Source organism: Mesorhizobium sp. J428 (assembly GCF_024699925.1).
Lineage (GTDB): Bacteria > Pseudomonadota > Alphaproteobacteria > Rhizobiales > Rhizobiaceae > Mesorhizobium_A.
Genome location: NZ_JAJOMX010000001.1, coordinates 3,865,017 through 3,886,050, shown reverse-complemented (window position 1 = coordinate 3,886,050; position 21,034 = coordinate 3,865,017). Strand labels below are relative to the sequence as shown.

Sequence of the window (21,034 nt, the reverse complement as noted above, 5' to 3'; positions counted from 1 at the left end):
TGACCGGCCGTGACCGCGACGCGTTTCAAGTTCCGCGCCTACGCCCAGTCCGGCGGCCACGACACCGGCTATGTCACCGCGATCGACCGGGCGGATGCGGTGCGCCAGCTCTCGCAGGCTGGCAAGATCCCCTACGAGCTGAAGCAGGTCGACGCGTCAGCCGGGACGGCCAGTCCCTCGTCCTTCCGCGGCCTTTTCCAGCCCAAGCTCGACCTGACCCATTTCCTCAGCGAGCTGGCGGTCATCATCGGCTCAGGCTTCAACGTCGACGTGGCGCTCAAGGCCGTCGGCGACGCCGAACCCAACAAGGGCCAGAAGGCGCGCATCCAGGCGATCCATTCGCAGATCACCGAGGGCAAATCGGTGGCCGAGGCCTTCGCCAGCCAGCCCAACATGCCGCCGGACGTGGTGGCGCTCGTCGCCTCGGGCGAGAGCAGCGGCCGGCTCGACATCGTCGTCTCCGAGCTCGCCAAGACGCATGCGCTGCGCGCGAAGCGCAAGTCCGAGATCACCGAGGCGATGATCTACCCGGCCTTCCTGCTGCTCATCATGGTCGGCGCGCTGCTGGTCCTCTCGCTCTATCTCGTGCCGGCGCTGGAGCCGATCTTCTCCAATGCCGGCGCCGAGCCGCCTTTCCTCATTCGCGCGCTCGGCGGCTTCGGCGAGACGATCAAGCAGTTCGGCCTGCTCATCTTCGCCTGTCTCGGCGGGCTCGGCCTGCTTATGGCCGTCTTCTTCCAGCGCCCCGCCGTGCGCGCCAGGTTCATGGACGTCGCGGCCCGCCTTCCGGTCATCTCCGGACTGATCCGCAGCACCACGCGCGAGCGCTACCTCAACACCATGTCGCTGCTTCTCGGCAACGGCGTGCCGATGCTGGACGCAATGAGCCTCTCAGCCGACACCGCGCCGTCCGCCGGCCACAAAGCGAAGCTGATGCAGGCGCGCCTGCGCGTCGCCTCTGGCGAGCCGATCTGGCAGGCGCTCAAATCCTCCGATGCCTTCCCGGACTCGATCCTGGCGCTGGTCCGGCTCGGCGAGGAATCCAACAACCTCGCCACGATGATGGGCCGCTCCGGTGCGATGACCCAGGCGCAGATGCAGCGCGCCATCAGCCGCGCGCTGGCGCTGCTCACCCCGGCCATGACCATCGTCCTCGGCGGGCTGGTCGGCAGCCTGGTCATCTCGGTGATGACGACGCTGCTCTCCATCAACGAGATGGCGATCCGGTGAGCACGCGCCCTGCCCCTCCCCTGCATTCCGAGGCGGGCTTCACCCTCGTCGAGTTCCTCGTCACGCTCGCCATCCTTGCGCTTGTGCTCGGCTCCGTCGGCTCGACGCTGGCGCGCCGCGAAAACCGCATCACGCCGCTGATGAGCGCGGAAGCGATGCAATCCATGCTGTTCCGCGCGCGCAGCGACGCAATCCTCAAGGGCCGCAACACGCTGTTCGCGATCAATGCCGGGGCTAAGCAGTACGTCTATCCTACCGGATCGACCCCGGTGCAGTTGCCCGACGATCAGGAGGTTCGGATGATCGCGAGCTCCGAATTCGTCTCGCCGGAGGGGTCGACCTACTATCTCGTCTTCCGGGCGGACGGCAGCTCGTCGGGCGCGGAAATCCTGCTGCGCAACGCCGCCGGCACCGAGGCGCGCATCGAAGTCAACTGGTTGACCGGCCTGCCGCGCCTGCGCGTGGGGACGTCGCAATGACCACGGACGGCAAAGAGAGCGGCTTCATCCTCGTCGAGACGATCGTCGCCTTCGCGATCCTCGCGGTCGCGCTCGGTGTCGGCATGCAGACCATCTCCCAGAGCGCCACCACGCTGGTGCGCGCGGCCGACATCCAGGCCGCCGGCCTCGTCTACGCGTCGCTCGCCGCGAAGGAATTCCCCGATATCAGGAACGAGGGCGATTTCGAGGGCGAGCTCGATTCCGGCGAACCGTGGCGGATTGTCGCCCGCGCCGTGCGCGACGGGCATGCGCGGCAGCTGCTGGCGCTCACGGCCACTATCTGGCCGCGCGGCGCCAGAGGGCCGTCCTATACCTACCAGACATTCATCAGCAATCCGCCGCTGCAGGTCGCGCCATGACCAGGCCGTCCTCCTCCCGCGACGGCTTCGTCCTGATCGAGGTGTTGGTGGCGCTCTCGGTCGTCGCGGTCATGGCGGGGATGATGGCCGGCGTCTTCGGCCAGCTGAACTCTGTCGCGCGGCTGCGCGAGCAGGTGATCGTGCGCGCCGAATTGGAGGGGGCGCTGTCGCACCTCGCCAGTACGCTGTCGGCGGCGAAGCTCGCCAGCCTTCCCGACAGTGAGGAGGAGAACGTCAAGATGTTCGACGGCCGGGCGACGCAGATGCGCTTCGCCGCCGTCACCCGCCAGGGCTTCTATTCGCTGGCCCTGCGCGACATCGACATCTACATCGACGATCAGGCCGCCGCGCCGCGCCTCGTGCAATCGATGGCGATGCGCCGGCAACCGGACGCCGCCGAGGCAACGCGCTCGACGATCATCATCCTCGACAGTTTCGACAGGATCGACTTCACCTATTCGGAGGATGGCGTCAGCTTTATGTCGTCCTTCTCCAAGGCCGGCATACTGCCGAAGCTGGTCAAGATCAGGATTTCCCGCTCTGTCGCGGGAAAGACGGTTTCAGCCACGACGATCGCCCGGGTATCATGAGAGAGTATCCGGCAGCGCGGAAAGCTGGCCGGAAGCTCCTCAGGCCGGCGGCGCGTCCATCTTGGGCAGCGCGTTCGTGACCGTGCCTTCCGCGGCGACCTGGTTCTCGGCCTCGTCGTCCCCTTTGCCGCCCGCCTTGGGCAGCATGTTGTCGGCGCGGTCGCCCTGCAGCCCGTTCGTCACCTCGTCGGCCTCCGACGCCTCGTAGCTCCCAGTCGCGCCGGCCTCCAGGTCGCCGGTGATCTCGCCGATTGGATTCTTCACCGCGGGATCGTCCGCCGCCTTGTCGCCGCCCGCGTTCTCGCTCGTGCCGTCGTCCAGCAGGCTGCCGATCAGCGAGGCGCGATAGGCGTCCTGAGGCGAGAGCGCCGAATAGATCGACAGCTTGCCGGTCGAGGTGCCGTCCGACGCGGACGTGCCTCCGTCGACCAGGGAGAGGAATTCGTTGCCGCCATTGCCCTGGCCGCCATCCGAGGGATTGTCGGAGACGGTCGGCATGCGGCCGATCTGTGTGGTGGCGGGCGGATAGCTCGTCCGCAACGATCCGAAAAGACTCATGCTGCCAGCTCCGCGCAGAAAGTGCCGATGTTCGCCAGCCTAACCCCGGCGGCTTGCGCGAGGCTGGCGGGCCATCCAGCATCGAGTTTCCGGGCGAAGCAAAACGTTATGGACTGGGTGCGCGCGCTCGTGATAGGTCGCCTGCGGGGCTTGGAGACGTTTCTTCTATCATCTTGAGTGGGGCGTAGAGAGTTACCTATGAAGGGCATCATCCTTGCGGGCGGTAGTGGCACCCGCCTGTACCCTCTGACTTTGGCTGTCTCGAAGCAGATCCTCCCGATCTACGACAAGCCGATGATCTACTATCCGCTGAGCGTGCTCATGCTGGCCGGCATCCGCGAGATATTGATCATCTCCACGCCGCGCGACCTGCCGGTGTTCCAGGAACTGCTCGGCGACGGCGGCGAGTTCGGCCTCAGCCTTTCCTATGCGGTTCAGCCGCAGCCAAACGGTCTCGCCGAAGCCTTCATCATCGGCGACAGCTTCGTCGGCGACGACAATGTGGCGATGATCCTCGGCGACAACATCTATTTCGGCGAGGGGCTCTCCAGCCTCTGCCAGCAGGCCGCGCAGCGCACCGGCGGCGCGTCCGTCTTCGCCTATCATGTCGAGGATCCGCAGCGCTACGGCGTGGTGTCCTTCGACAAGGTCACCGGCCAGGCGCTGACGATCGAGGAGAAGCCGGCCAATCCGAAATCGAACTGGGCCGTCACCGGCCTCTATTTCTACGACAACGAAGTCGTCGAGATCGCCAAGTCGATCAAGCCGTCGGCGCGCGGCGAGCTCGAGATCACGACGGTCAACAACGTCTATCTCGAACGCGGCACGCTGCACGTCCATCAGCTTGGCCGCGGCTATGCCTGGCTCGACACCGGCACGCATGACAGCCTGCACGAGGCGTCCTCGTTCGTCCGCACGATCGAGCACCGGCAGGGCATCAAGATCGCCTGCCCCGAAGAGATCGGGGTCGAAAAAGGCTGGGTATCGGCGGATCGGGTGCTTGCCCGCGCTGCCAAGCTCGGCAAGAACGAATATGCGGCCTATCTCAGGCGCAGGGTCGCAGAAATAGCGGAAATGTGATGGTTGAAGTCAGGAAGCTCGGGCTCGGGGATGTGCTCGAGATCCTGCCGAAGAAGCATGGTGACCACCGCGGCTTCTTCTCCGAAACGTACAACGCCGCGGAGCTGAAGACCGCCGGCGTCGACCTCGGCTTCGTTCAGGACAACCATTCCTATTCGGCCGCCGCCGGCGTGCTGCGCGGCCTGCACTACCAGTTGCCGCCCTTCGCGCAGGACAAGCTGGTGCGCGTGACGCGCGGCGCGATCCTCGACGTGGTGGTGGACATCCGCCGCTCGTCGCCGACCTTCGGCAAGTGGGAGGCGCTCGAAGTCTCGGCGGAGCGCTGGAACCAGATCCTCGTCCCGAAGGGCTTCGCCCACGGCTTCGTCACGCTGGTTCCCGACACCGAGGTTCTCTACAAGGTGACGAACCTGTATTCCAAGGAGCACGACCGGTCGCTGCGGTTCGACGATCCGGCGATCGGCGTGGCGTGGCCCACCATCTCCGGCGGTTTCACGCTCTCCGACAAGGACAAGAATGCACCGCTGCTTGCCAATGCAGATCTCTTCGACTGACATGAGGTATTCCGCATGAACTTCCTCGTCACCGGCGGTGCCGGCTTCATCGGATCGGCGGTCTGCCGGCACATTTGCTCCGACCTGTCGAACAACATCACCAATGTGGACAAGCTGACCTATGCCGGCAACCTCGCCTCGCTGCGGCCGATCGAGAACCAGCACAACTATCGCTTCGAGCAGAAGGACATCTGCGACGACGGCTCGATCCTCGACATCCTGAAGCGCGACGACATCGACGTGGTCATGCACCTTGCGGCCGAAAGCCATGTCGACCGCTCAATCGACGGGCCGGAGGCCTTCATCGAGACCAACGTGATCGGCACGTTCCGCATGCTCAAGGCTGCGCTCGAATATTATCGCGGCCTGAGCGGCGCCAAGAAGGAGCGCTTCCGCTTCCACCACATCTCGACCGACGAGGTGTTCGGGGATCTGCCCTTCGACAGCGGCATCTTCACCGAGGAGACGCCCTACGCGCCCTCCTCGCCCTACTCCGCCTCCAAGGCCGCGTCCGACCATCTGGTGCGCGCCTGGCACGAGACCTACGGTCTGCCGGTCGTGCTCTCCAACTGTTCCAACAATTACGGCCCGTTCCACTTCCCCGAGAAGCTCATCCCGCTGGTCATCCTCAACGCGCTCGACGAGAAGCCCCTGCCGATCTACGGCAAGGGCGAGAATGTGCGCGACTGGCTCTATGTCGAGGACCACGCCCGTGCGCTGGCGACGATCGCGACGAAGGGCGTCAACGGCGAGAGCTACAATGTCGGCGGCAACTCGGAGCGCACCAACCTTTCGGTCGTGCAGACGATCTGCGCCATCCTCGACCGCAAGCGCCCGCGCAAGAAGGGCAGCTACGGCGACCTGATCACCTACGTCACCGACCGGCCCGGCCACGACCGCCGCTACGCGATCGACGCCTCGAAGATCAAGCGCGAACTCGGCTGGACGCCGCAGGAGAGCTTCGAGACAGGCCTTGCCCGCACCATCGACTGGTATCTCGCCAACGAATGGTGGTGGGGACCGATCCGCCGCGAGAAGTATTCCGGCCAGCGCCTCGGCGAAGCTCAGAAGGCCGCGGAGTGAGGATCGCCGTCACCGGCCGCGAGGGTCAGGTCGCGCAGAGCCTGAAGGAACGCTGCGGCGGCCGTGCGGACGTCGAGATCGTGCTCGTCGGCCGTCCGGACCTCGACCTCGCGACCCCGGCCTCCATCGCGCCCGCGCTTGAAGCCGCACGGCCCGATCTCGTCGTCTCGTCGGCCGCCTACACCGCGGTCGACAAGGCCGAGGACGAGCCCGCGCTCGCGCATGCGGTCAACGGGGCCGGCGCCGGTGCGGTCGCAGCCGCCGCGCACGCGCTCGGCGTCCCCGTCATTCACCTTTCGACCGACTACGTCTTCGACGGTTCCAAGGACGGCGCCTATGTCGAGACCGACCCTACGGGCCCGATCGGCGTCTACGGCGCGTCCAAGCTCGCGGGCGAACACGCGGTGGCCGCTGCCAATCCACGCCACGCGATCCTGCGCACGGCCTGGGTCTACAGCCCGTTCGGCAACAATTTTGTCCGCACCATGCTGCGCGTCGCCGCGAGCCGCGACGAATTGACCGTCGTCGCCGACCAGCACGGCAACCCGACCTCGGCGCTCGACATCGCCGACGCGGTCCTCCACATCGCCCCCCGGCTCGTGTCAGGGCAGGACGATGTTTTCGGTATCTTCCATCTCGCCGGCAGCGGCACGACCAACTGGAGCGGCTTCGCCCGCCGCATCTTTGAGGCGAGCCGCGCCAATGGCGGCCCCTCGGCGCGGGTGAAGGACATCCCGGCCTCCGACTATCCGACCAAGGCGCGCCGCCCCGCCAACTCCCGCCTGTCGACCGCGAAGTTCACCCAAACCTTCGGCTGGACCGCGCCCGACTGGCAGGACAGCACGGACGCCGTGGTCGCTCGCCTTCTAGCCGCGCCACAACCGCCGCAAGGGGGCTAGCTTCCTGAGCACCCGTATCGCGAAGGCGGGGGGTATCTTCGCGTTGTCACCCACCGTGCCCTTTCTGGTGACCGCCGCGGCCGGATCGATCAGGAAAGCGACCACCAGCGAACCCTCTTTCGCCTCGAGCCCAAGACATCCGCCGCCCGGAAGCAATCCTTGCTCTCCTTCGGCGAAAGCTTCGCCGCCGGCGGCGATCGAGCCGCTGAAGACGTAGAAATAGAGATCGCGTCCCTGCATGACCGGGAATTCGACCGAAGCTCCCTGATCCAGCCTGATATCGAAGAAGTCGACCGCATTGCGCACGAAGAAGGGGGCGTTGCCGCCTTTCGGTCCGAACAGATGCCGCCAGGCGTTCCGAGCGGCCGGTGCGACCGCCCCGTGCTGGATGCCGGGGTCGAGATCCGCCTCGCGCGGCCTCACGAATATCTGCAGCATGCGCAACGGCGGGTCGCTGGGCAGGGTCTCTTCCGAGTGCCAGAAGCTGCGGCCGGCGTTCATCACCATCAGATGCCCCTCGTCTATCACGAGCGGTCCCGTCGCCCTGTCGTCGTGGCGCATGACGCCGTCGGGCACCCATGAGACGATCTCATCGTTGCGGTGCTCGTGCATTGCGATGAGGCGACCTGGATGGAGGATCGATTCCACGACCATCGCCAGGGGGCCATGCCCATGGTCGCGGGTTTTGGGGAGCAGCCACCCCGGCATGTTCGCGTGGATGACGAACCCGCCCATGTCTCGGACAATGGGTGTGCGACCACCTTTCAGCAGCATGGCAGCGGCCCGTCACGACAGCGGAAGCGAAGGCCAGAGCTTAGCATGTCGGGCCGCCCGAGGCGATGGTCACGACACCACCGCTCCGTCCGGGAAGCGCCAGTTCGTTCCGTCGGACACCGCCATGCGCCGGTTGGAGCTGCCGTCGGAGACGTAGATCACCTGCCCTTCCGGCGCCGCAGAGGGCAGCCCCGCCACCGCGTAGGCGCGCAGCATCAGGTGGCGCTCGGCGCTGACGATCGTATTCGCGCCGTTCATCTGCAATGCGATCGGGCTGCCGGTGCCGTCGCCGAAGCGGACGTTGAGCCCGGTGAGCCTCAGATGCGGCACCGCACTCGCCGTGCCGTTGACGCAGACCGAGAACGCCATGTCCAGGCCGCGCGCCGTATCCGTCCAGGCCTCGGTCGCGCGGGCGACGATGCCGCCGAGCGACACGGCGTTGTGCTGCGTCGCGCCGTAGCCGAAGGCCGCGATGTTGAAGACCTGGTCGCCGCTCTGCAGCGCCGAGGGTGCCGCTGCGGTGCCCCGCGCCTTGCGGAAGGTGAAGTTCGGGCCGCCCGCGCCGCTGTTGTAATTGTCGAATAGGACGCGCGTCGCATCGCCCTGGTTCGACACATGCATGATCGTGCCGGCCGGACCGGCCTGCGGCGTGTGCGCCGTTCCATGCAGCTGCAAGGCGCCCGTCATCGTGTCGCCCTGCCGCGACATGGCATAGCGCCGCGTCGCGACGCCGAGATCCTCCACCGGATCGCCGGCGACGACAGCCAGCCCGCTTGCCGCGTCCACCGCCAGCGCCTGCGTCCACGCGCTGCCGTCGGGCGACACCTTGACCGAAAAGTCGTCCTCGCCGGCCAGCCCGAACTCGGCGCGGCCGGAAAAGCCGCTCTGGAACAGCACCGAGGCCGTGTCGCCGGCATCCGCCTTGTTGATCTTCAGCCGGTGGTCGCCGCCCTCGTGGCTGAACAGGCTGGCAGCGCTCGCCACCGAGATCCGGTTCCCCGCATCCGCCGTCGCGTTCACGCCCACCAGCGCGACAGGATTGAGGCCGGCGGCCACCGCGTCGACCCAGTCCGTGCCGTCGAACAAAGCGAGCGCCTCCTCGTCCGCGATCCAGGCGATCCAGCCGGCGCGCGGCGGAATGATCGCCCAGCCGCCCGGCCGCGCCACCGCGATCCGGCCGGCCTGGCCGCTCCAGGCGCCCGTGGGCGCCGCTCCGACGATATAGCGGTCGCCCTCGTCCGGATCGCCCGGCGGCGCGGCAGCCGCCTTCGACAGCACCGAGAGCTGCACCACCGCGTCCAGGATTTCGAGCGCCTGGTTGTGCGTCACGTGCTTCTGCGCCTGCGAGGGCATGATGTAGGGCATTTTCAGGGTCGGGGTCTGGTCTGCCATGGCGTTCTCCGCGTTCGTCGCGCAAGAATCGCCCGCTCTGCCGCACCCGTTGATCGATCAGCCCTGCGTCACGGGCACACCTCCCTGCCCGCCCCACCTCAACGCGCTGAAAACCCTCATCGAATCGACCCGGCCGTCGCCGCACTTTTCTCGAGGACGAAGAAATCCATCCACGTCGCCAAGCCCGCAAATCGCGCTAGGCGGCATCGAATTTCCGCGCAGGCTCAGAGCCGGTTGATTGCAGACGCGATGTAGAGGCTCGCCTGTCCCTTGCTGCTCTGCCGGTAGACGCCGCTGCGGCGCAGCTCGATCAGCCGCCGCGGCAGCCACATCTTGCGCAGCGCCTCGAAGCGGTCGAGCACGTCCCGCGCATCCTCGGTCAGCAGGTCGCGGCAGGCCTGCAGGCCGGCGAGGTTGCGGTCGGTCCAGCGCGCGAAGCCGCCGCTGAGCAGGAAGCCGGTGCGGCCCAGCCGCGCCCGCAGCCCGTCGTTCGAGCCGACCAGGTTGCCGACATGCTGGCGATAGTCGATGCGCGGCTGCGGCGAATAATGGAACGCGCCGCCCGCGCCGGTCACCATCATGTAGCACCACCAGTCGTGGCTGACGAAGCCGCTGCGCCGCGAGGCCTCGGCCATCAGGTCGTGCGCCGCGCGGTTCATCACCATCGTGTTGCCGCCGGCGATCGACTGCACGATCGCGTTGCGGAAGCTCGGCGGCTCGGTAAACAGCGGCGAGAAGCCCACCGGCCGCCCCTCGATGTCGACGATGCGCGTGCGGCTGCCGTGGAGCGCCGGCGTCCCGGCCGGCTGCTGCGACAGCCAGCCGATCGCCGCCTCCAGCTTGTCGGGCGCCCAGACGTCGTCCTGGTCGCAGAAGGCATAGTAGTCCGCATCGATGTCCGGATTGACCATCAGCGAACGGAAATTCTCGGCAAACCCCTCGCCCGGCCCGCGCAGGATGGTGAAGTGCCCCTTCGTCCAGCCGGATGCGATCTCCCCCAGAAGCTCCATCGAGCCGTCGGAGGAGCCGTCGACGGAGACCCAGACGTCGATGTCGGACACGGTCTGGCGGGCGAGCGAGGCGAACTGCTCGGCAAGAAAGCGCTCGCCATTATGGACGCAGGCGAGAATCGCCACCCGGGTGGTCACGTGCAGCCTTTCCGTCGAACGTGGTGCATTCGTTGCGGACGGCGCATGTCGGAAAAGGTGGCTGGGGCGCCTGGATTCGAACCAGGGAATGGCGGTACCAAAAACCGCTGCCTTACCGCTTGGCTACGCCCCAATCCGGCAGGCCGCCAGAGCGATGGCGGCCTTATAGTGGTTCGGCGGACGACGTGCAACGCGGTCGTCGGTCCTTGAGGTGGTTTTACGTCTTCGCGCCGAAGGCCGAGAAGACCGACCACACGGCGGGGGCTGCAACCGCCACCAGCGCCACCTTGACGAGATCGCCATAGACGAACGGCGCCACGCCGCCGAGCCAGGCCTTCTCCGCGCCGATCAGGGTCGCGAGCCAGGCAAAGCCAAGGCCCAGCACCAGCGCCTCGCCGACCAGCAGTGCCGCGCCGAGCTTCAGCGGGTTGCGGTCGAAGCCGCGGTCCGCCGCCCAGCCGGCGATGACGGCGGCTGCGATGTAACCGAGCAGGTATCCGCCTGTCGGGCCCATCATGTAGGCGAGGCCGATGCCCCTTTCCGGCGTGCCCTGGAATACCGGCAGCCCGGCCGCACCCTCGGCGAGGTAGGCGATGAGCGTCACCAGAGCGAGGCGCCAGCCATAGGCGACGCCGAGGCCCATCACCGCCAGCGTGCCGAGATTGATGTCCACCAGCCCGAGCGGCACCCTGGTCTTGGCGGCGATCGTCAGGATCAGCGTGCCGGCGACGACGAGGGCCGCCTGCGCGGCGAAGCGCGCCACGCCGCCCTGCGGCAAGGCGAGGCTGACAAGCGGACGCATGACGATGGCGTTGGACATTTCGTTGGCTTCCCTCACAAAAACGGCCGCGCGGCGGCCGATCCTCATCCGGGTTTCGGTATATGGGCTTCCATGATATGCGGCAACCGCTTTCGCCGCTCAGCCGTCCGCCCCTCCCAGGATGTTTCCGCATGGCCATCGAGTTCCAGACCGCCTTCGACCCGGCCTACGGATCGGCCGTCCCGATCGCCCCAGGCGTGTCCAGGATGACGGTCAACAACCCCAGCGCGTTCACCTTCTACGGCACCAACACCTATCTCGTCGGCACCGAAACGCTGGCCATCATCGATCCCGGCCCCGAGGATGATGCGCATTTCGAGGCACTTAGGCGTGCGATCGCCGGCCGCCCGGTCAGCCACATCGTCCTCACCCACACCCATCGCGACCACTCGCCGCTCGCGCGACGGCTGAAGGAACTGACCGGCGCGACCACGGTCGCCGAGGGGCCGCACCGCGCCTCGCGGCCGCTGCGCATCGGCGAGACCAACCCGCTCGACGCCAGCGGCGACCTCGACTTCACACCCGATGTGCGTCTCGGCGACGGCGAAACGGTCCAAGGCGACGGCTGGAGGCTCGGCGGCGTCTTCACGCCGGGCCACGCCGCCAACCACATGTCGTTCGGCCTCGAAGGCACCGGCATCCTGTTCTCCGGCGACCATGTCATGGCGTGGTCCACCTCGATCGTGGCGCCGCCCGATGGCTCGATGTCCGACTACATGGCCTCGCTCGACCGGCTGCTCGCCCGCGACGACCGGCTCTACCTTCCCGGCCACGGCGGCCCGCTGCGCAAGCCGCTCCCCTTCCTGCGCGGCCTGAAAGCACACCGCAAGATGCGCGAGCGCGCCATCCTGGAAAGGCTGCGGCAAGGCGACCGCACCATCCCCGACATGGTCAAGGCGATCTACCGCGACACCGACCCGAAGCTCCACAACGCAGCGGGCCTATCCGTGCTGGCGCATATCGAGGATCTCGTCGCGAAAGGCGCGGCGGTGGCCGAGACGGACGTGTCGCTCGACGGGGTGTGCCCGGGCGGGGTGAGGACGGCTTGTGTCGGTTCACGACACTGGCCGCGACGGACTTAAGCCCCTTGACCACCAGCATGGATAAGTTGCTGCCATTTCGGCACATGTCGAGCAATTCTACGTCGGTTGCGCACACACGGCGAGCATATGTCAATAGATGTGTTGACATATTTGCTCTGCTTGTATAGCTATATATTGACGTTTTGTAATTTTCCGTCGATATATGAGTTTACAAATGTCCGTCAAACAGGCTGTTCGCGAACAATATCGAGCCATCGTCGATAGGTCGCAGGGCAACAGGATCGAGACCCCGCCCGAAGGCTGGATACGAACGGTGCGAAAAGCCCTCGGCATGTCCGGCGCGCAGCTTGCCAGACGCATGGGCGTCACGCGCGCCCGCATTGCGCAGGCCGAGAAGGCCGAATTGGAAGGCGGCGTCACCCTAAAATCCATGCAGGCAGCCGCGGAAGCCATGGGCTGCCGGTTCGTACGCGTTTGTCCCACCGGACACCATCGAAAATGTGATTATCGCGCAGGCACGTAAAAAGGCGCAGGCGATCGTCGGCAAGGTCGCTACGCACATGGCGCTTGAGAACCAGGCTGTGTCCCCCGACCGGACCCAGCAGGAGGTCACCCGTCTCACGAATGAGTTGATCTACGAAATGCCTTCTGACTTTTGGGAGGACAAGTGACGATCACGCTCGACTATCCCGAGGGAGCTACCCCGCTCGACCCCAACGAGATCGGCGGGCTCAAATACAAACACCTCCGGACGCAGGGCGAACTCGACGAACTCGAACAGGCGAACATCGCCTCTGGGCTCCGCTGGCTCGCACGCATGCGGCGTAAGGACATTCTCACCGCTGATTTTGCGGTGGAGCTTCATCGTCGTCTTTTCGGCGATGTATGGGATTGGGCAGGCAGCTTCCGCACGACGGGCAAAAACATCGGCGTCGATCCGGTGCAGATCGGCGTTCAACTGCGCGGGCTAATGGACGACGCGCAATACTGGGCTGCCCACGACACATACCCGGCAATCGAGGCTGCGGTGCGCCTGCATCACAAGCCCGTCTTCATTCATCCATTTCCTAACGGCAACGGCCGGCATGCTCGCATCATGGCTGATGTCGTTCTCGAGAAGGTTTACAGCGCCGACCCTATCGATTGGGCAGCGGGCTCAGACCTTCAAAAGACGAATGACCGGCGCGCGGCATACATAACAGCGCTGCAAGCAGCGGACGCCCACGATATGGGACCGCTGCTGACCTTCGTTGGGCACGAACTCGGCTGCCGGCGAGTCTGCGGCGACCTTCCATCTGAGAAGGCGGTAGCAGTGAGGTGAAGGGCGCCGCCCCCTACTCCGTCACCGGCTCGCCCTTCACGGCCGCATCCAGCTCAGTCAAAAACCCCTCGATGCGCCGAGCATTGTCGCCGAGGTCGTGCTTGCCCCAGCGCGAGACCGAGCGCATGTCGACATAGACCGCCGCGTCCTCGTCCACCACGCGCACGGCGACGTCCACCGGAAATCCGAGCAGGAAGGTGTAGGCGACGATCCCGATCGTGATCTCGCTCTGTCCCTCGGCAAGCTGCAGCTCGCCGCGCAGCGTCCAGCCGCGGTCCTGCGCCAGCTTCACGATCGCCTGGATCACCAGGTCGGGTGCCACCTCGTAGCGGCGGCCGATCACGCCCGGATAGTCTTCGAGCTGCAGTTCGGCGTCGCGCGGCGTCGGCGCGGTCACCGGATTGGTTGCCCCGCTCCGCTCCGCCGCCGCCAGCGGCAGCTGCGGCGGATCGACCACGTCGGTCGAGACGTCCGTCAGCGACGGCAGCGTCACGACCCGCCAGGCCGAGACGATGAAGGGGGCCAGCACCACGAGCGCGATCAGCGCGCCCGCGGCCGAATCGCGCCCGCCCTTGTCGCCCCTTTCCCACAGCCGGTTGAAGCCGAAGGCTGCGCAGCAGAGTGCGGCAATGCCGAGCGCGCCAACGATGCCGAGCAGCCAGAAGAACGAGAGCGTGTCGACGAAGCCGTAGCGGTGCCCTAGCCCGGAGGTGACGAACAGCACGGCCGCGAAGGAAGCCAGCCGCCGCGACCAGCGGGCCGCGCGCGAAACGCGCCGTTCGACGACTGCCGCCATGTGACCGGAAGCTCCCTCGCTGCGAAGACCGGCGGTCACTTATGCCGATTTGGCCGGGAACTCAAAGTCCCCGGCCCTGCATTCGCTGCCGCCTCACGCCGGCAGCTTGTATCCCTTGAAGTGCTCGCGCAGCGTCGTCTTCTGGATCTTGCCGGTGGCCGTGTGCGGAATTTCGGGCACGAAGACCACGTCGTCGGGCATCCACCATTTGGCGATCTTGCCGTCCATGAAACCGAGGATCTGTTCCTTGGTCGGCTCCTTGCCGGGCTTCCTGACGACGACCAGCAGCGGCCGCTCGTCCCACTTCGGATGCGCGATGCCGATCACCGCCGCCTCCGCCACCTCCGGATGGCCGACGGCGAGGTTTTCCAGCTCGATCGAGGAGATCCACTCGCCGCCCGACTTGATCACGTCCTTCGAGCGGTCGGTGATCTGCATGTAGCCGTTGGTGTTGATGTGGGCGACGTCGCCGGTGTCGAACCAGCCGTCGGCGTCGAACTGCTCCTTGCCCGCGCCGCCGTAATAGCCCTTGGCGACCGCCGGGCCGCGCACCTTGAGGCGGCCGAAGGTCTTGCCGTCCCACGGCAGCTCGCGGTCGTCGTCGTCCGTCACCTTCATCTCGACGCCGAAGGGCGACCAGCCTTGAGTCTGCTTGACGTCCAGCAGCGCCTCCCCGGTCAGGTCCTGGTATTCCGGCTTCATCGTGCACAGCGAGCCGAGCGGGCTCATCTCGGTCATGCCCCAGGCATGGATCACCTGCACGCCGTAGTTCTTCTCGAATTTCTCGGTGATCGCGCGCGGGCAGGCCGAGCCGCCGATGACCACCTTGTTGAGATGCGGCAGCGTCAGGTTGTTGGCCTCGAGGTGCTGCAAGAGCATCAGCCACACGGTGGGCACCGCGGCCGAGAAGGTTACCTTCTCGGTGTCCAGAAGCTCGTAGATCGAGGCTCCATCCATCTTGCCGCCGGGCATCACCATCTTGGCGCCGATCATCGGGGCACTCTGGCCGAGGCCCCAGGCATTGGCGTGGAACATCGGCACGACGGGCAGGATCACGTCGCGCGACGAGATTCCCATCGCGTCCGGCATCGCCGCCATCATGCCGTGGATGACGTTCGAGCGGTGCGAATAGAGCACGCCCTTCGGGTCGCCCGTGGTGCCCGAGGTGTAGCACATGCCGCTGGCCTCGTTCTCCTCGACGTCGACCCAGCGGAAATCGCCGTCGCCGTCCGCCAGCCATTCCTCATAGGCGACGACATCGGGCAGCGCGGAGGCCGGCATATGCGCCTTGTCGGTGAAGACGATCACCTTCCTGAGCGACTTCACCATCGGCGCGATCTTCTCGACCAGCGGCATGAAGGTGAGGTCGACGAACAGCGCCTGGTCCTCGGCGTGGTTCATGATCCACACCAGCTGCTCGGGAAAGAGGCGCGGATTGAGCGTGTGGTAGACGCCGCCCATGCCCATGATGCCGTACCAGGCCTCGAGATGGTTGCCGGTGTTCCAGGCCAGCGTGGCGATCCGGTCGGAGCGCTTGAAGCCGTCGCGCGCCAGAAGCTGCGCCACCTTCAGCGCGCGTTCGCGCACATCCTTGTAGGTCGTGCGCACGATGGGGCCTTCCACCGAGCGCGAAACGATCTCGCGGTGGCCGTGCTGCCGCGCGGCATGATCGATCACCTTGTGGCAGACCAGCGGCCACTCCTGCATCAGTCCAAGCATAGAATTCCTCCCGAAGGCACCGGCGCGAATTTCGTGCGGCGCGAAGCACTTGTCCAGTGCCGCCGGAATGACTTTTCGTCAACCTTGGACAGCGCCGCAGACGCCACATTGCGGCCATTCTCGCCGGCATAGCTCGCTCAGGCGGACCTTCAGGATGAGTCTCCCATGGAAACGCATGCGGCCAGCGCGCCAGTCCCCGTCAGGCCCTCGCTCGAAGTGGTCGAGCTCGAATTCGCGCTCGATCTGGAAGACGTCAAGGCCGGCTTCGACGAGGCAGCCGCCGCGGCAGCCAGAGCGACCGGCGGCGCGCTCCTCTTCACCATGCCGACGGCGGCCATTGCCGACTGCAGCCGCGTCGCGGTCATCAGTCTCGGCGAGCGCGGCGACCACGAACTGGTGCTGGTGATCCTCGGCGAGGACGGCCTCAGCACCCGCATCGAGAAGGTCGCCGAGAGCAGCAACCCCATTGCCCGCCTCGCCCGCTCGTGGTCGCAGGTAATGGAGCGCATGCCCGCCATCGCGGCCTGACAGGTTTTCGCCGCCAGCTGGCCGAATGCGTTTGGTCCAGGCTCGCCGCGGGGTTACCGCACTGCTGAATCTTCGCTAGTCTCCGGCCGAACACCGGAGACCTGTCATGAATGCCCCGCTCACCAACGTTCAGGCGCGCGATGTCGAAGCCCTGCTTCACCCCTACACGCCGCTCCACAGGCTGCGGGAGATCGGTCCGCTGGTCATCGAGCGCGGCAAGGGCGTCTATGTCTACGACACGCAGGGCAAGGCCTATATCGAGGGCATGGCGGGTCTGTGGTGCACCGGCCTCGGCTATGGCGACGAGGAGCTGATCGAGGCCGCCACCGAGCAGCTGCGCACGCTGTCCTACTCGCACCTGTTCGGCGCCAAGGGCATGGAGCCGGCGATCGAGCTGGCCGAGAAGCTGAAGGAGATCGCGCCGATCCCGATCTCGAAAGTGTTCTACACCTCGTCCGGTTCCGAGGCCAACGACACTCAGGTCAAGCTCGCCTGGTACATGAACAATGCGCTTGGCCGACCGAACAAGAAGAAGATCATCTCGCGCCAGAAGGCCTATCACGGCGTCACCATCATGGCCGCCTCGCTCACCGGCCTGCCCTACAACCACATGGGCTGGGATCTGCCGGTCGACCGCGTCATCCACACGGACTGCCCGCACTACTGGCGCTTCGGCGAGGACGGCGAGACGGAGGCCGAGTTCCTGGCGAGGATTGTGGGCTCCCTCCGCGATTTGATCGAGCGCGAGGGGCCGGACACGATCGCGGCGATGATCGCCGAGCCCGTCATGGGCGCCGGCGGCGTCATCGTCCCGCCGGCCGGCTACTATCCGGCGATCAAGCAAGTGCTCGACGAGCACGACATCATCCTGATCGACGACGAGGTCATCAACGGCTTCGGCCGCACCGGCAACTGGTGGGGCTGCCAGACGCACGGCATGGTGCCCACCACCATCTCCGCCGCCAAGCAGCTCACCTCGGCCTATGTGCCGCTCGGCGCGGTGCTGGTGCCGGAGGACATCTATCAGGCCTATGTCGACCATTCGCGCCAGATCGGCACGTTCGGCCACGGCTTCACCTATGGCGGCCATCCGCTCGGCTGCGCCGTCGGCGCGAAGACGATCGAGATCTACCAGAAGCGCGACATCGTCGGCAAAGTGCGGGCGCTGGCGCCCGTCTTCGAGACGCGGCTGAAGGCCGTCGCGGACCACCCGCTCGTCGGCGAGGTGCGCTATTCGGGCCTCGTCGGCGGCGTGGAGCTGGTGGCCGACAAGCGCACCAAGCGCTCCTTCGACGGCAAGAAGGGCGTCGGCCCTGGGCTGGCGAAGTTCGCCGAAGGCCACGGCGCCATCCTGCGTGCCATCGGCGACACGATTGCCTTCTGCCCGCCGATGATCATCACCGAGGCCGAACTCAACGAGCTGTTCGACCGCTTCGAAAAGGCGCTCGCCGACACCGAGGCCTGGGTCAGCAAGGAAGCCCTCCGCGCCGCCTGAGGGCTTTCCTAAGGCAGTCGCCCCCTCACGGCTCCGCCGTGCCGTCCGTCCCCGTCTCGGCCACGTCCGCCAGCCGCACAAAGGTTGCGCCGTCGGCCTTGAGCCGCAGCAGGCCCTTCACCAGTCCCGCGCCCGCCTGGCGCGTCGGCTGGTTGATGTGGGCGATGATGACGTCGCCGTCGCGCGCCGCCGCGACACGCTTCTCGACGGTCGCGGCCCCCAGCAGCGCACCCTCGTCCGCATTCACCGAATAGCCGGCGACGCGGTAGCCCATCCTGCGGATCTCGGCGATCGCGGATGGCGTGTATTTCGCCGTCGCGCCGCGAAACCAGCGCGGCTTGTCGAGACCCAGCGCCGTCATGCCGCTCGCCCCGCCCTCCACCTCCGCTGCCACCGCCTGCGGCGACCCCGCGGCCGCGATGCCGTAGATATGCACCGCCTCGTCCACCGCCGGCACATGGCGCGCGCCGTGGTTCTCGAGCTCGAACAGGTCCGGATGCGCGAGCAGCAGCCGCACCGCGTCTGGATTGCGCTTGAGCCAGCGCGCCGTGACAAAGATCGTCGCCGGAATGGCGTTCTCCACCAGCGTCGACAGGATGCGCGTGTCGGTGGCGCCGGAACACGCATCGAGCGTCAGCGCCACGCGCCGCCCGCCCGCCGAGCTTTCGAGATGCAGTTGCGGCTCGACCAGACGGCTTCCGGCCGCCGCCGGCGAGCACAGGAGGGCGGCCGCGAGCGCAGCGAGCAGGGCAGGTTTCATCGGGATGCGTCCGGCGGTCGAGCAGTCGTGATCTTGTCCCGCCTTGCGGCAAATTCGCGGCGGCCGCAAGATCGGTGATGCCGCATCGACAAAGGAGAGCGACCATGGCCAACCCCTCCCCCGGCTTCGCCCGCAATCCCGCCAAGTCGATCGCCGTCGAGCCCTATCCCGGCCCGGTCACCGTCTCGGCGGGCGGCAAGGTGATCGCGCGCACCGCCCGCGCGCTGAGGCTCACCGAGACGCCTTACCCGCCGGTGCTCTACATCCCCTTCGCCGACATCGATTTCTCGACGCTCGTGAAGACGACGCATGCCAGCCACTGTCCCTACAAGGGCGACGCCTCCTACTGGAGCGTCACGCCCGCCGGAAGCCGCGGCGAGAACGCGATGTGGGCCTACGAGACGCCCTTTGACGAGATGGAGGCGATCCGCGACCACGGCGCCTTCTATCCCGACCGCGTGACGATCGAGGCGTAACGCGCTCAGCCGCCAAGCACCCGGTCGATCGCACCGGCCACTTCGGCCTCGCCGATCCGGGTCACGCACCACGCCTTGTTGGTGTCGTCGGGCACGCAGACGCCCGGCCGCACGCAGGCGCAGGGCATCGGCGGCCTGATCGCCGCAGCGCGCTTTGACACCGGTCCCCAGACCGCCGGATCGGTCAGGCCGAACAGGCCGACCACCGGCACGCCGACGGCGGCGGCGATGTGCATCGGCCCGCTCTCGTTGCCGACGAAGAGGCCCGCTCGCGACATCAGCGCCGGCAGTGCTGCGAGCGGCAGGCGCCCGGCCAGCACCGTGCCGCCGCACCCGTCCGCCACCGCCTGCGACAGCTCGCGCTCGTCCGGCCCGCCGATCAGGGCGACCTTCAGCCCGTAGCGTGACGAAGCCTCGGCCAGCACCGCCGCAAAACGCTCCGGCGGCCAGCGGCGCGGCTCTGTGCGCGCGCCCGCATGCACGGCAATGAAGCCGCCCGGCTCAAGCCCCTCGGCCGCCAGCAGCGCATCCGCCTCCGCCTGCCGCGCCGGCGACGGCGTCAGCCGCGGCGAAAGCCCGCCTGCATCCATCCCCAGCGCCGTGAGCGGCGCGAGATAGCGGTCGACATAATGGGTTCCCGTGCCGAACCGCGGGCAGGGATGCGTCCAGGGTCGGCCGAAGATGCCGAGCACGGAGCGCTTCTCGGGCGGATCATAGCTGACGCGCACCGGCGCCCCGACCGCCCACTGCGCCAGTTGCGAGGTGGTGCTGTCGGCAATGTCGATCGACAGGTCGTATCCGCCGGCCCGCACCTGCCTCAGCAGCTTGAGGCGCACGGCGAGCCGGTCCGGGATCGACCCGCGCGTCTTTGCCCTTTCGACGCCGATCGTCCCGTCGGCGACGCCGTTGTCGCGGACGAAGTCGATGAGATGTCTCTCGCAGGCCATGTCGATCCGGGCACCCGGGAAGCTGCGCCGCAACCCCGCCGTCAGCGCGGACGAAAGCACCACGTCGCCGATATATTTCGTCTGGATGACCAGGATCGAACGGATCGCGCCTCCGGTCGGGGCTGGGCGCGCAAGGGGCATGGTCATCGTATGCGGAGGCCTGTCACGGGTTCGAACGGCGTACTGCGGACGGCCGACCGAACGGCAAGGTCGCCACAATAGTCAAGGAAAAGATCACAGAGCCCGGCAACCAGCGGTGCCCAGCCCTTTGCCGACAACCTCTCCCCTCTGTGCCTGTCCAGTGTTATAAGACGTAGCCTCGGAGCGGAGCCGGCATGTCTAAACCCGTCATATTCACCATCACTGCGGCCTGGGACGATGAAGCATCGGTCTGGACGGGCCATTGCGACGACATTCCGGCCGCCGCCGACGCGTCGACGCTGGACGGTCTCCTTGAAAAGATCTCCGCCATGGCGCTCGATCTCCTGCCGGACAATCATCCGGACGTCGATCCGGCGTCGCTGTTCCTGCAGATAACGGCCCTGCGAGAAGCCGAGCTCGCGGCCGCCTGAATGGCGCCGCAGTTCGACCGGCCGCTGAGGGAACTTCTTCGCGCCGCGGGCTGCACGCTGGTCCGGCAAGGCAAGGGCAGCCACGAGATCTGGCGCAGCCCACTTAACAATCGAAGCTTCGCCGTGCCGATCGGCATTCCCAGCCGCCACACCGCCAATGCGATCCTTCGTCAGGCGGGCCTGCCTAAAGCTTTCTGAGCCCGGCTCGGAACAAGGTCTGCACCACAAGCCAGATGCGGGTTGGGCGTCCCCCTCACCCGGCCTCCGCTCCGCTCGGCCACCCTCCCCCAAGGGGAGAGGAAATGATCCGGCGTTCGCAGCCAATCTCGAATCCAGATGGCGCAGACGACTGCGAACCTCCTCTCCCCTCGGGGAGAGGGTGGCCGAGCG

The 21,034-nt window shown here is 66.8% G+C and carries 26 protein-coding genes and 1 tRNA gene; 17 read left to right on the top strand and 10 right to left on the bottom strand.

The window, feature by feature from the left end:
* The first annotated feature begins 9 nt into the window (after window positions 1-9).
* The 4 genes from LRS09_RS19510 to LRS09_RS19495 are packed head-to-tail and all read left to right on the top strand — an operon-like array spanning window position 10 to window position 2,679.
* Window positions 10-1,230 (top strand): type II secretion system F family protein, encoded by a 1,221-nt coding sequence (locus LRS09_RS19510; RefSeq protein WP_257808529.1) that lies wholly within the window; start codon window positions 10-12, stop codon window positions 1,228-1,230.
* Window positions 1,227-1,709 carry a GspH/FimT family pseudopilin gene (locus LRS09_RS19505; protein WP_257808528.1) on the top strand — a complete coding sequence of 161 codons (483 nt, stop codon included), beginning with the start codon at window positions 1,227-1,229 and terminating at the stop codon, window positions 1,707-1,709. Before LRS09_RS19510 ends, LRS09_RS19505 begins: the two co-directional genes overlap by 4 nt.
* Window positions 1,706-2,089, top strand: coding sequence for a type II secretion system protein (locus tag LRS09_RS19500; protein ID WP_257808527.1), 384 nt, complete (start codon window positions 1,706-1,708; stop codon window positions 2,087-2,089). Before LRS09_RS19505 ends, LRS09_RS19500 begins: the two co-directional genes overlap by 4 nt.
* Window positions 2,086-2,679: a prepilin-type N-terminal cleavage/methylation domain-containing protein gene (locus tag LRS09_RS19495; RefSeq protein ID WP_257808526.1), complete on the top strand. Its 594-nt coding sequence runs from the start codon at window positions 2,086-2,088 to the stop codon at window positions 2,677-2,679. Before LRS09_RS19500 ends, LRS09_RS19495 begins: the two co-directional genes overlap by 4 nt.
* Window positions 2,680-2,718: 39 nt before the next feature.
* Here LRS09_RS19495 and LRS09_RS19490 read toward each other — a convergent pair whose 3' ends face one another.
* Window positions 2,719-3,237: a hypothetical protein gene (locus LRS09_RS19490; protein WP_257808525.1), complete on the bottom strand. Its 519-nt coding sequence runs from the start codon at window positions 3,235-3,237 to the stop codon at window positions 2,719-2,721.
* A gap of 198 nt (window positions 3,238-3,435) precedes the next feature.
* On the opposite strand from LRS09_RS19490, the gene rfbA reads away from it, so the two are divergent.
* The 4 genes from rfbA to rfbD are packed head-to-tail and all read left to right on the top strand — an operon-like array spanning window position 3,436 to window position 6,853.
* Window positions 3,436-4,317 (top strand): glucose-1-phosphate thymidylyltransferase RfbA, encoded by an 882-nt coding sequence (rfbA, locus tag LRS09_RS19485; protein WP_257808524.1) that lies wholly within the window; start codon window positions 3,436-3,438, stop codon window positions 4,315-4,317.
* Window positions 4,317-4,871, top strand: coding sequence for a dTDP-4-dehydrorhamnose 3,5-epimerase (gene rfbC, locus LRS09_RS19480; protein WP_257808523.1), 555 nt, complete (start codon window positions 4,317-4,319; stop codon window positions 4,869-4,871). The genes rfbA and rfbC overlap by 1 nt, the downstream gene beginning before the upstream one ends.
* Window positions 4,872-4,886: 15 nt before the next feature.
* A complete protein-coding gene (rfbB, locus tag LRS09_RS19475) occupies window positions 4,887-5,954 on the top strand; it encodes a dTDP-glucose 4,6-dehydratase (protein ID WP_257808522.1) in 1,068 nt (355 codons plus the stop codon).
* Entirely contained in the window at window positions 5,951-6,853 is a 903-nt protein-coding gene (gene rfbD, locus LRS09_RS19470) for a dTDP-4-dehydrorhamnose reductase (RefSeq protein WP_257808521.1), read from the top strand. Before rfbB ends, rfbD begins: the two co-directional genes overlap by 4 nt.
* Here the strand turns inward: rfbD and LRS09_RS19465 are convergent.
* The 5 genes from LRS09_RS19465 to LRS09_RS19445 all read right to left on the bottom strand — a co-directional run bounded on the left by LRS09_RS19465 (window position 6,821) and on the right by LRS09_RS19445 (window position 10,987).
* Window positions 6,821-7,627, bottom strand: a complete 807-nt coding sequence (locus tag LRS09_RS19465) for a pirin family protein (protein WP_257808519.1) — start codon at window positions 7,625-7,627, stop codon at window positions 6,821-6,823. The two genes, rfbD and LRS09_RS19465, sit on opposite strands and share 33 nt — an antisense overlap.
* 69 nt (window positions 7,628-7,696) lie before the next feature.
* Window positions 7,697-9,019: a DUF2793 domain-containing protein gene (locus tag LRS09_RS19460; RefSeq protein WP_257808518.1), complete on the bottom strand. Its 1,323-nt coding sequence runs from the start codon at window positions 9,017-9,019 to the stop codon at window positions 7,697-7,699.
* A 224-nt stretch (window positions 9,020-9,243) separates the two neighbouring features.
* On the bottom strand, window positions 9,244-10,167 hold the full coding sequence (locus LRS09_RS19455) for a glycosyltransferase (protein WP_257808517.1): 924 nt from the start codon (window positions 10,165-10,167) through the stop codon (window positions 9,244-9,246).
* Between the two features lie 58 nt (window positions 10,168-10,225).
* Window positions 10,226-10,300: transfer RNA gene (locus LRS09_RS19450), tRNA-Gln, on the bottom strand.
* A gap of 84 nt (window positions 10,301-10,384) precedes the next feature.
* Window positions 10,385-10,987: a biotin transporter BioY gene (locus tag LRS09_RS19445; protein WP_257808515.1), complete on the bottom strand. Its 603-nt coding sequence runs from the start codon at window positions 10,985-10,987 to the stop codon at window positions 10,385-10,387.
* A gap of 131 nt (window positions 10,988-11,118) precedes the next feature.
* Here LRS09_RS19445 and LRS09_RS19440 point away from each other — a divergent pair, with 131 nt between their 5' ends.
* From LRS09_RS19440 to LRS09_RS19425, 4 genes are all read left to right on the top strand, one after another.
* Window positions 11,119-12,069 (top strand): MBL fold metallo-hydrolase, encoded by a 951-nt coding sequence (locus LRS09_RS19440; protein WP_257808513.1) that lies wholly within the window; start codon window positions 11,119-11,121, stop codon window positions 12,067-12,069.
* Window positions 12,070-12,244: 175 nt separating this feature from the next.
* Window positions 12,245-12,553 carry a helix-turn-helix domain-containing protein gene (locus LRS09_RS19435; protein WP_257808511.1) on the top strand — a complete coding sequence of 103 codons (309 nt, stop codon included), beginning with the start codon at window positions 12,245-12,247 and terminating at the stop codon, window positions 12,551-12,553.
* Window positions 12,531-12,701, top strand: coding sequence for a hypothetical protein (locus LRS09_RS19430; RefSeq protein ID WP_257808509.1), 171 nt, complete (start codon window positions 12,531-12,533; stop codon window positions 12,699-12,701). The genes LRS09_RS19435 and LRS09_RS19430 overlap by 23 nt, the downstream gene beginning before the upstream one ends.
* Window positions 12,698-13,351, top strand: coding sequence for a mobile mystery protein B (locus LRS09_RS19425; RefSeq protein ID WP_257808507.1), 654 nt, complete (start codon window positions 12,698-12,700; stop codon window positions 13,349-13,351). The genes LRS09_RS19430 and LRS09_RS19425 overlap by 4 nt, the downstream gene beginning before the upstream one ends.
* A gap of 13 nt (window positions 13,352-13,364) precedes the next feature.
* On the opposite strand, the gene LRS09_RS19420 is transcribed toward LRS09_RS19425, so the two are convergent.
* Together LRS09_RS19420 and LRS09_RS19415 are read right to left on the bottom strand one after the other, a co-directional pair.
* Window positions 13,365-14,147: a DUF1499 domain-containing protein gene (locus LRS09_RS19420; RefSeq protein WP_257808506.1), complete on the bottom strand. Its 783-nt coding sequence runs from the start codon at window positions 14,145-14,147 to the stop codon at window positions 13,365-13,367.
* 93 nt (window positions 14,148-14,240) lie between these two features.
* Window positions 14,241-15,866, bottom strand: a complete 1,626-nt coding sequence (locus LRS09_RS19415; RefSeq protein WP_257808505.1) for a long-chain-fatty-acid--CoA ligase — start codon at window positions 15,864-15,866, stop codon at window positions 14,241-14,243.
* A 165-nt stretch (window positions 15,867-16,031) separates the two neighbouring features.
* On the opposite strand from LRS09_RS19415, the gene LRS09_RS19410 reads away from it, so the two are divergent.
* Window positions 16,032-16,394: a hypothetical protein gene (locus tag LRS09_RS19410; protein WP_257808504.1), complete on the top strand. Its 363-nt coding sequence runs from the start codon at window positions 16,032-16,034 to the stop codon at window positions 16,392-16,394.
* A 106-nt stretch (window positions 16,395-16,500) separates the two neighbouring features.
* Window positions 16,501-17,889: an aminotransferase gene (locus LRS09_RS19405; RefSeq protein ID WP_257808503.1), complete on the top strand. Its 1,389-nt coding sequence runs from the start codon at window positions 16,501-16,503 to the stop codon at window positions 17,887-17,889.
* Between the two features lie 25 nt (window positions 17,890-17,914).
* Here LRS09_RS19405 and LRS09_RS19400 read toward each other — a convergent pair whose 3' ends face one another.
* Window positions 17,915-18,649, bottom strand: a complete 735-nt coding sequence (locus LRS09_RS19400) for a polysaccharide deacetylase family protein (RefSeq protein WP_257808502.1) — start codon at window positions 18,647-18,649, stop codon at window positions 17,915-17,917.
* 104 nt (window positions 18,650-18,753) lie between these two features.
* On the opposite strand from LRS09_RS19400, the gene LRS09_RS19395 reads away from it, so the two are divergent.
* On the top strand, window positions 18,754-19,125 hold the full coding sequence (locus tag LRS09_RS19395; protein WP_257808501.1) for a DUF427 domain-containing protein: 372 nt from the start codon (window positions 18,754-18,756) through the stop codon (window positions 19,123-19,125).
* Window positions 19,126-19,130: 5 nt separating this feature from the next.
* Here the strand turns inward: LRS09_RS19395 and LRS09_RS19390 are convergent, their stop codons facing one another.
* The gene (locus LRS09_RS19390) at window positions 19,131-20,219 is read right to left on the bottom strand and encodes a glycosyltransferase family 9 protein (protein ID WP_257808500.1); all 1,089 of its coding nucleotides are present in this window, start codon (window positions 20,217-20,219) and stop codon (window positions 19,131-19,133) included.
* Window positions 20,220-20,407: 188 nt separating this feature from the next.
* Here LRS09_RS19390 and LRS09_RS19385 point away from each other — a divergent pair, with 188 nt between their 5' ends.
* Together LRS09_RS19385 and LRS09_RS19380 are read left to right on the top strand one after the other, a co-directional pair.
* Window positions 20,408-20,644: a DUF1902 domain-containing protein gene (locus LRS09_RS19385; RefSeq protein WP_257808499.1), complete on the top strand. Its 237-nt coding sequence runs from the start codon at window positions 20,408-20,410 to the stop codon at window positions 20,642-20,644.
* The gene (locus tag LRS09_RS19380; protein ID WP_257808498.1) at window positions 20,645-20,842 is read left to right on the top strand and encodes a type II toxin-antitoxin system HicA family toxin; all 198 of its coding nucleotides are present in this window, start codon (window positions 20,645-20,647) and stop codon (window positions 20,840-20,842) included.
* Window positions 20,843-21,034 lie beyond the last annotated feature (192 nt).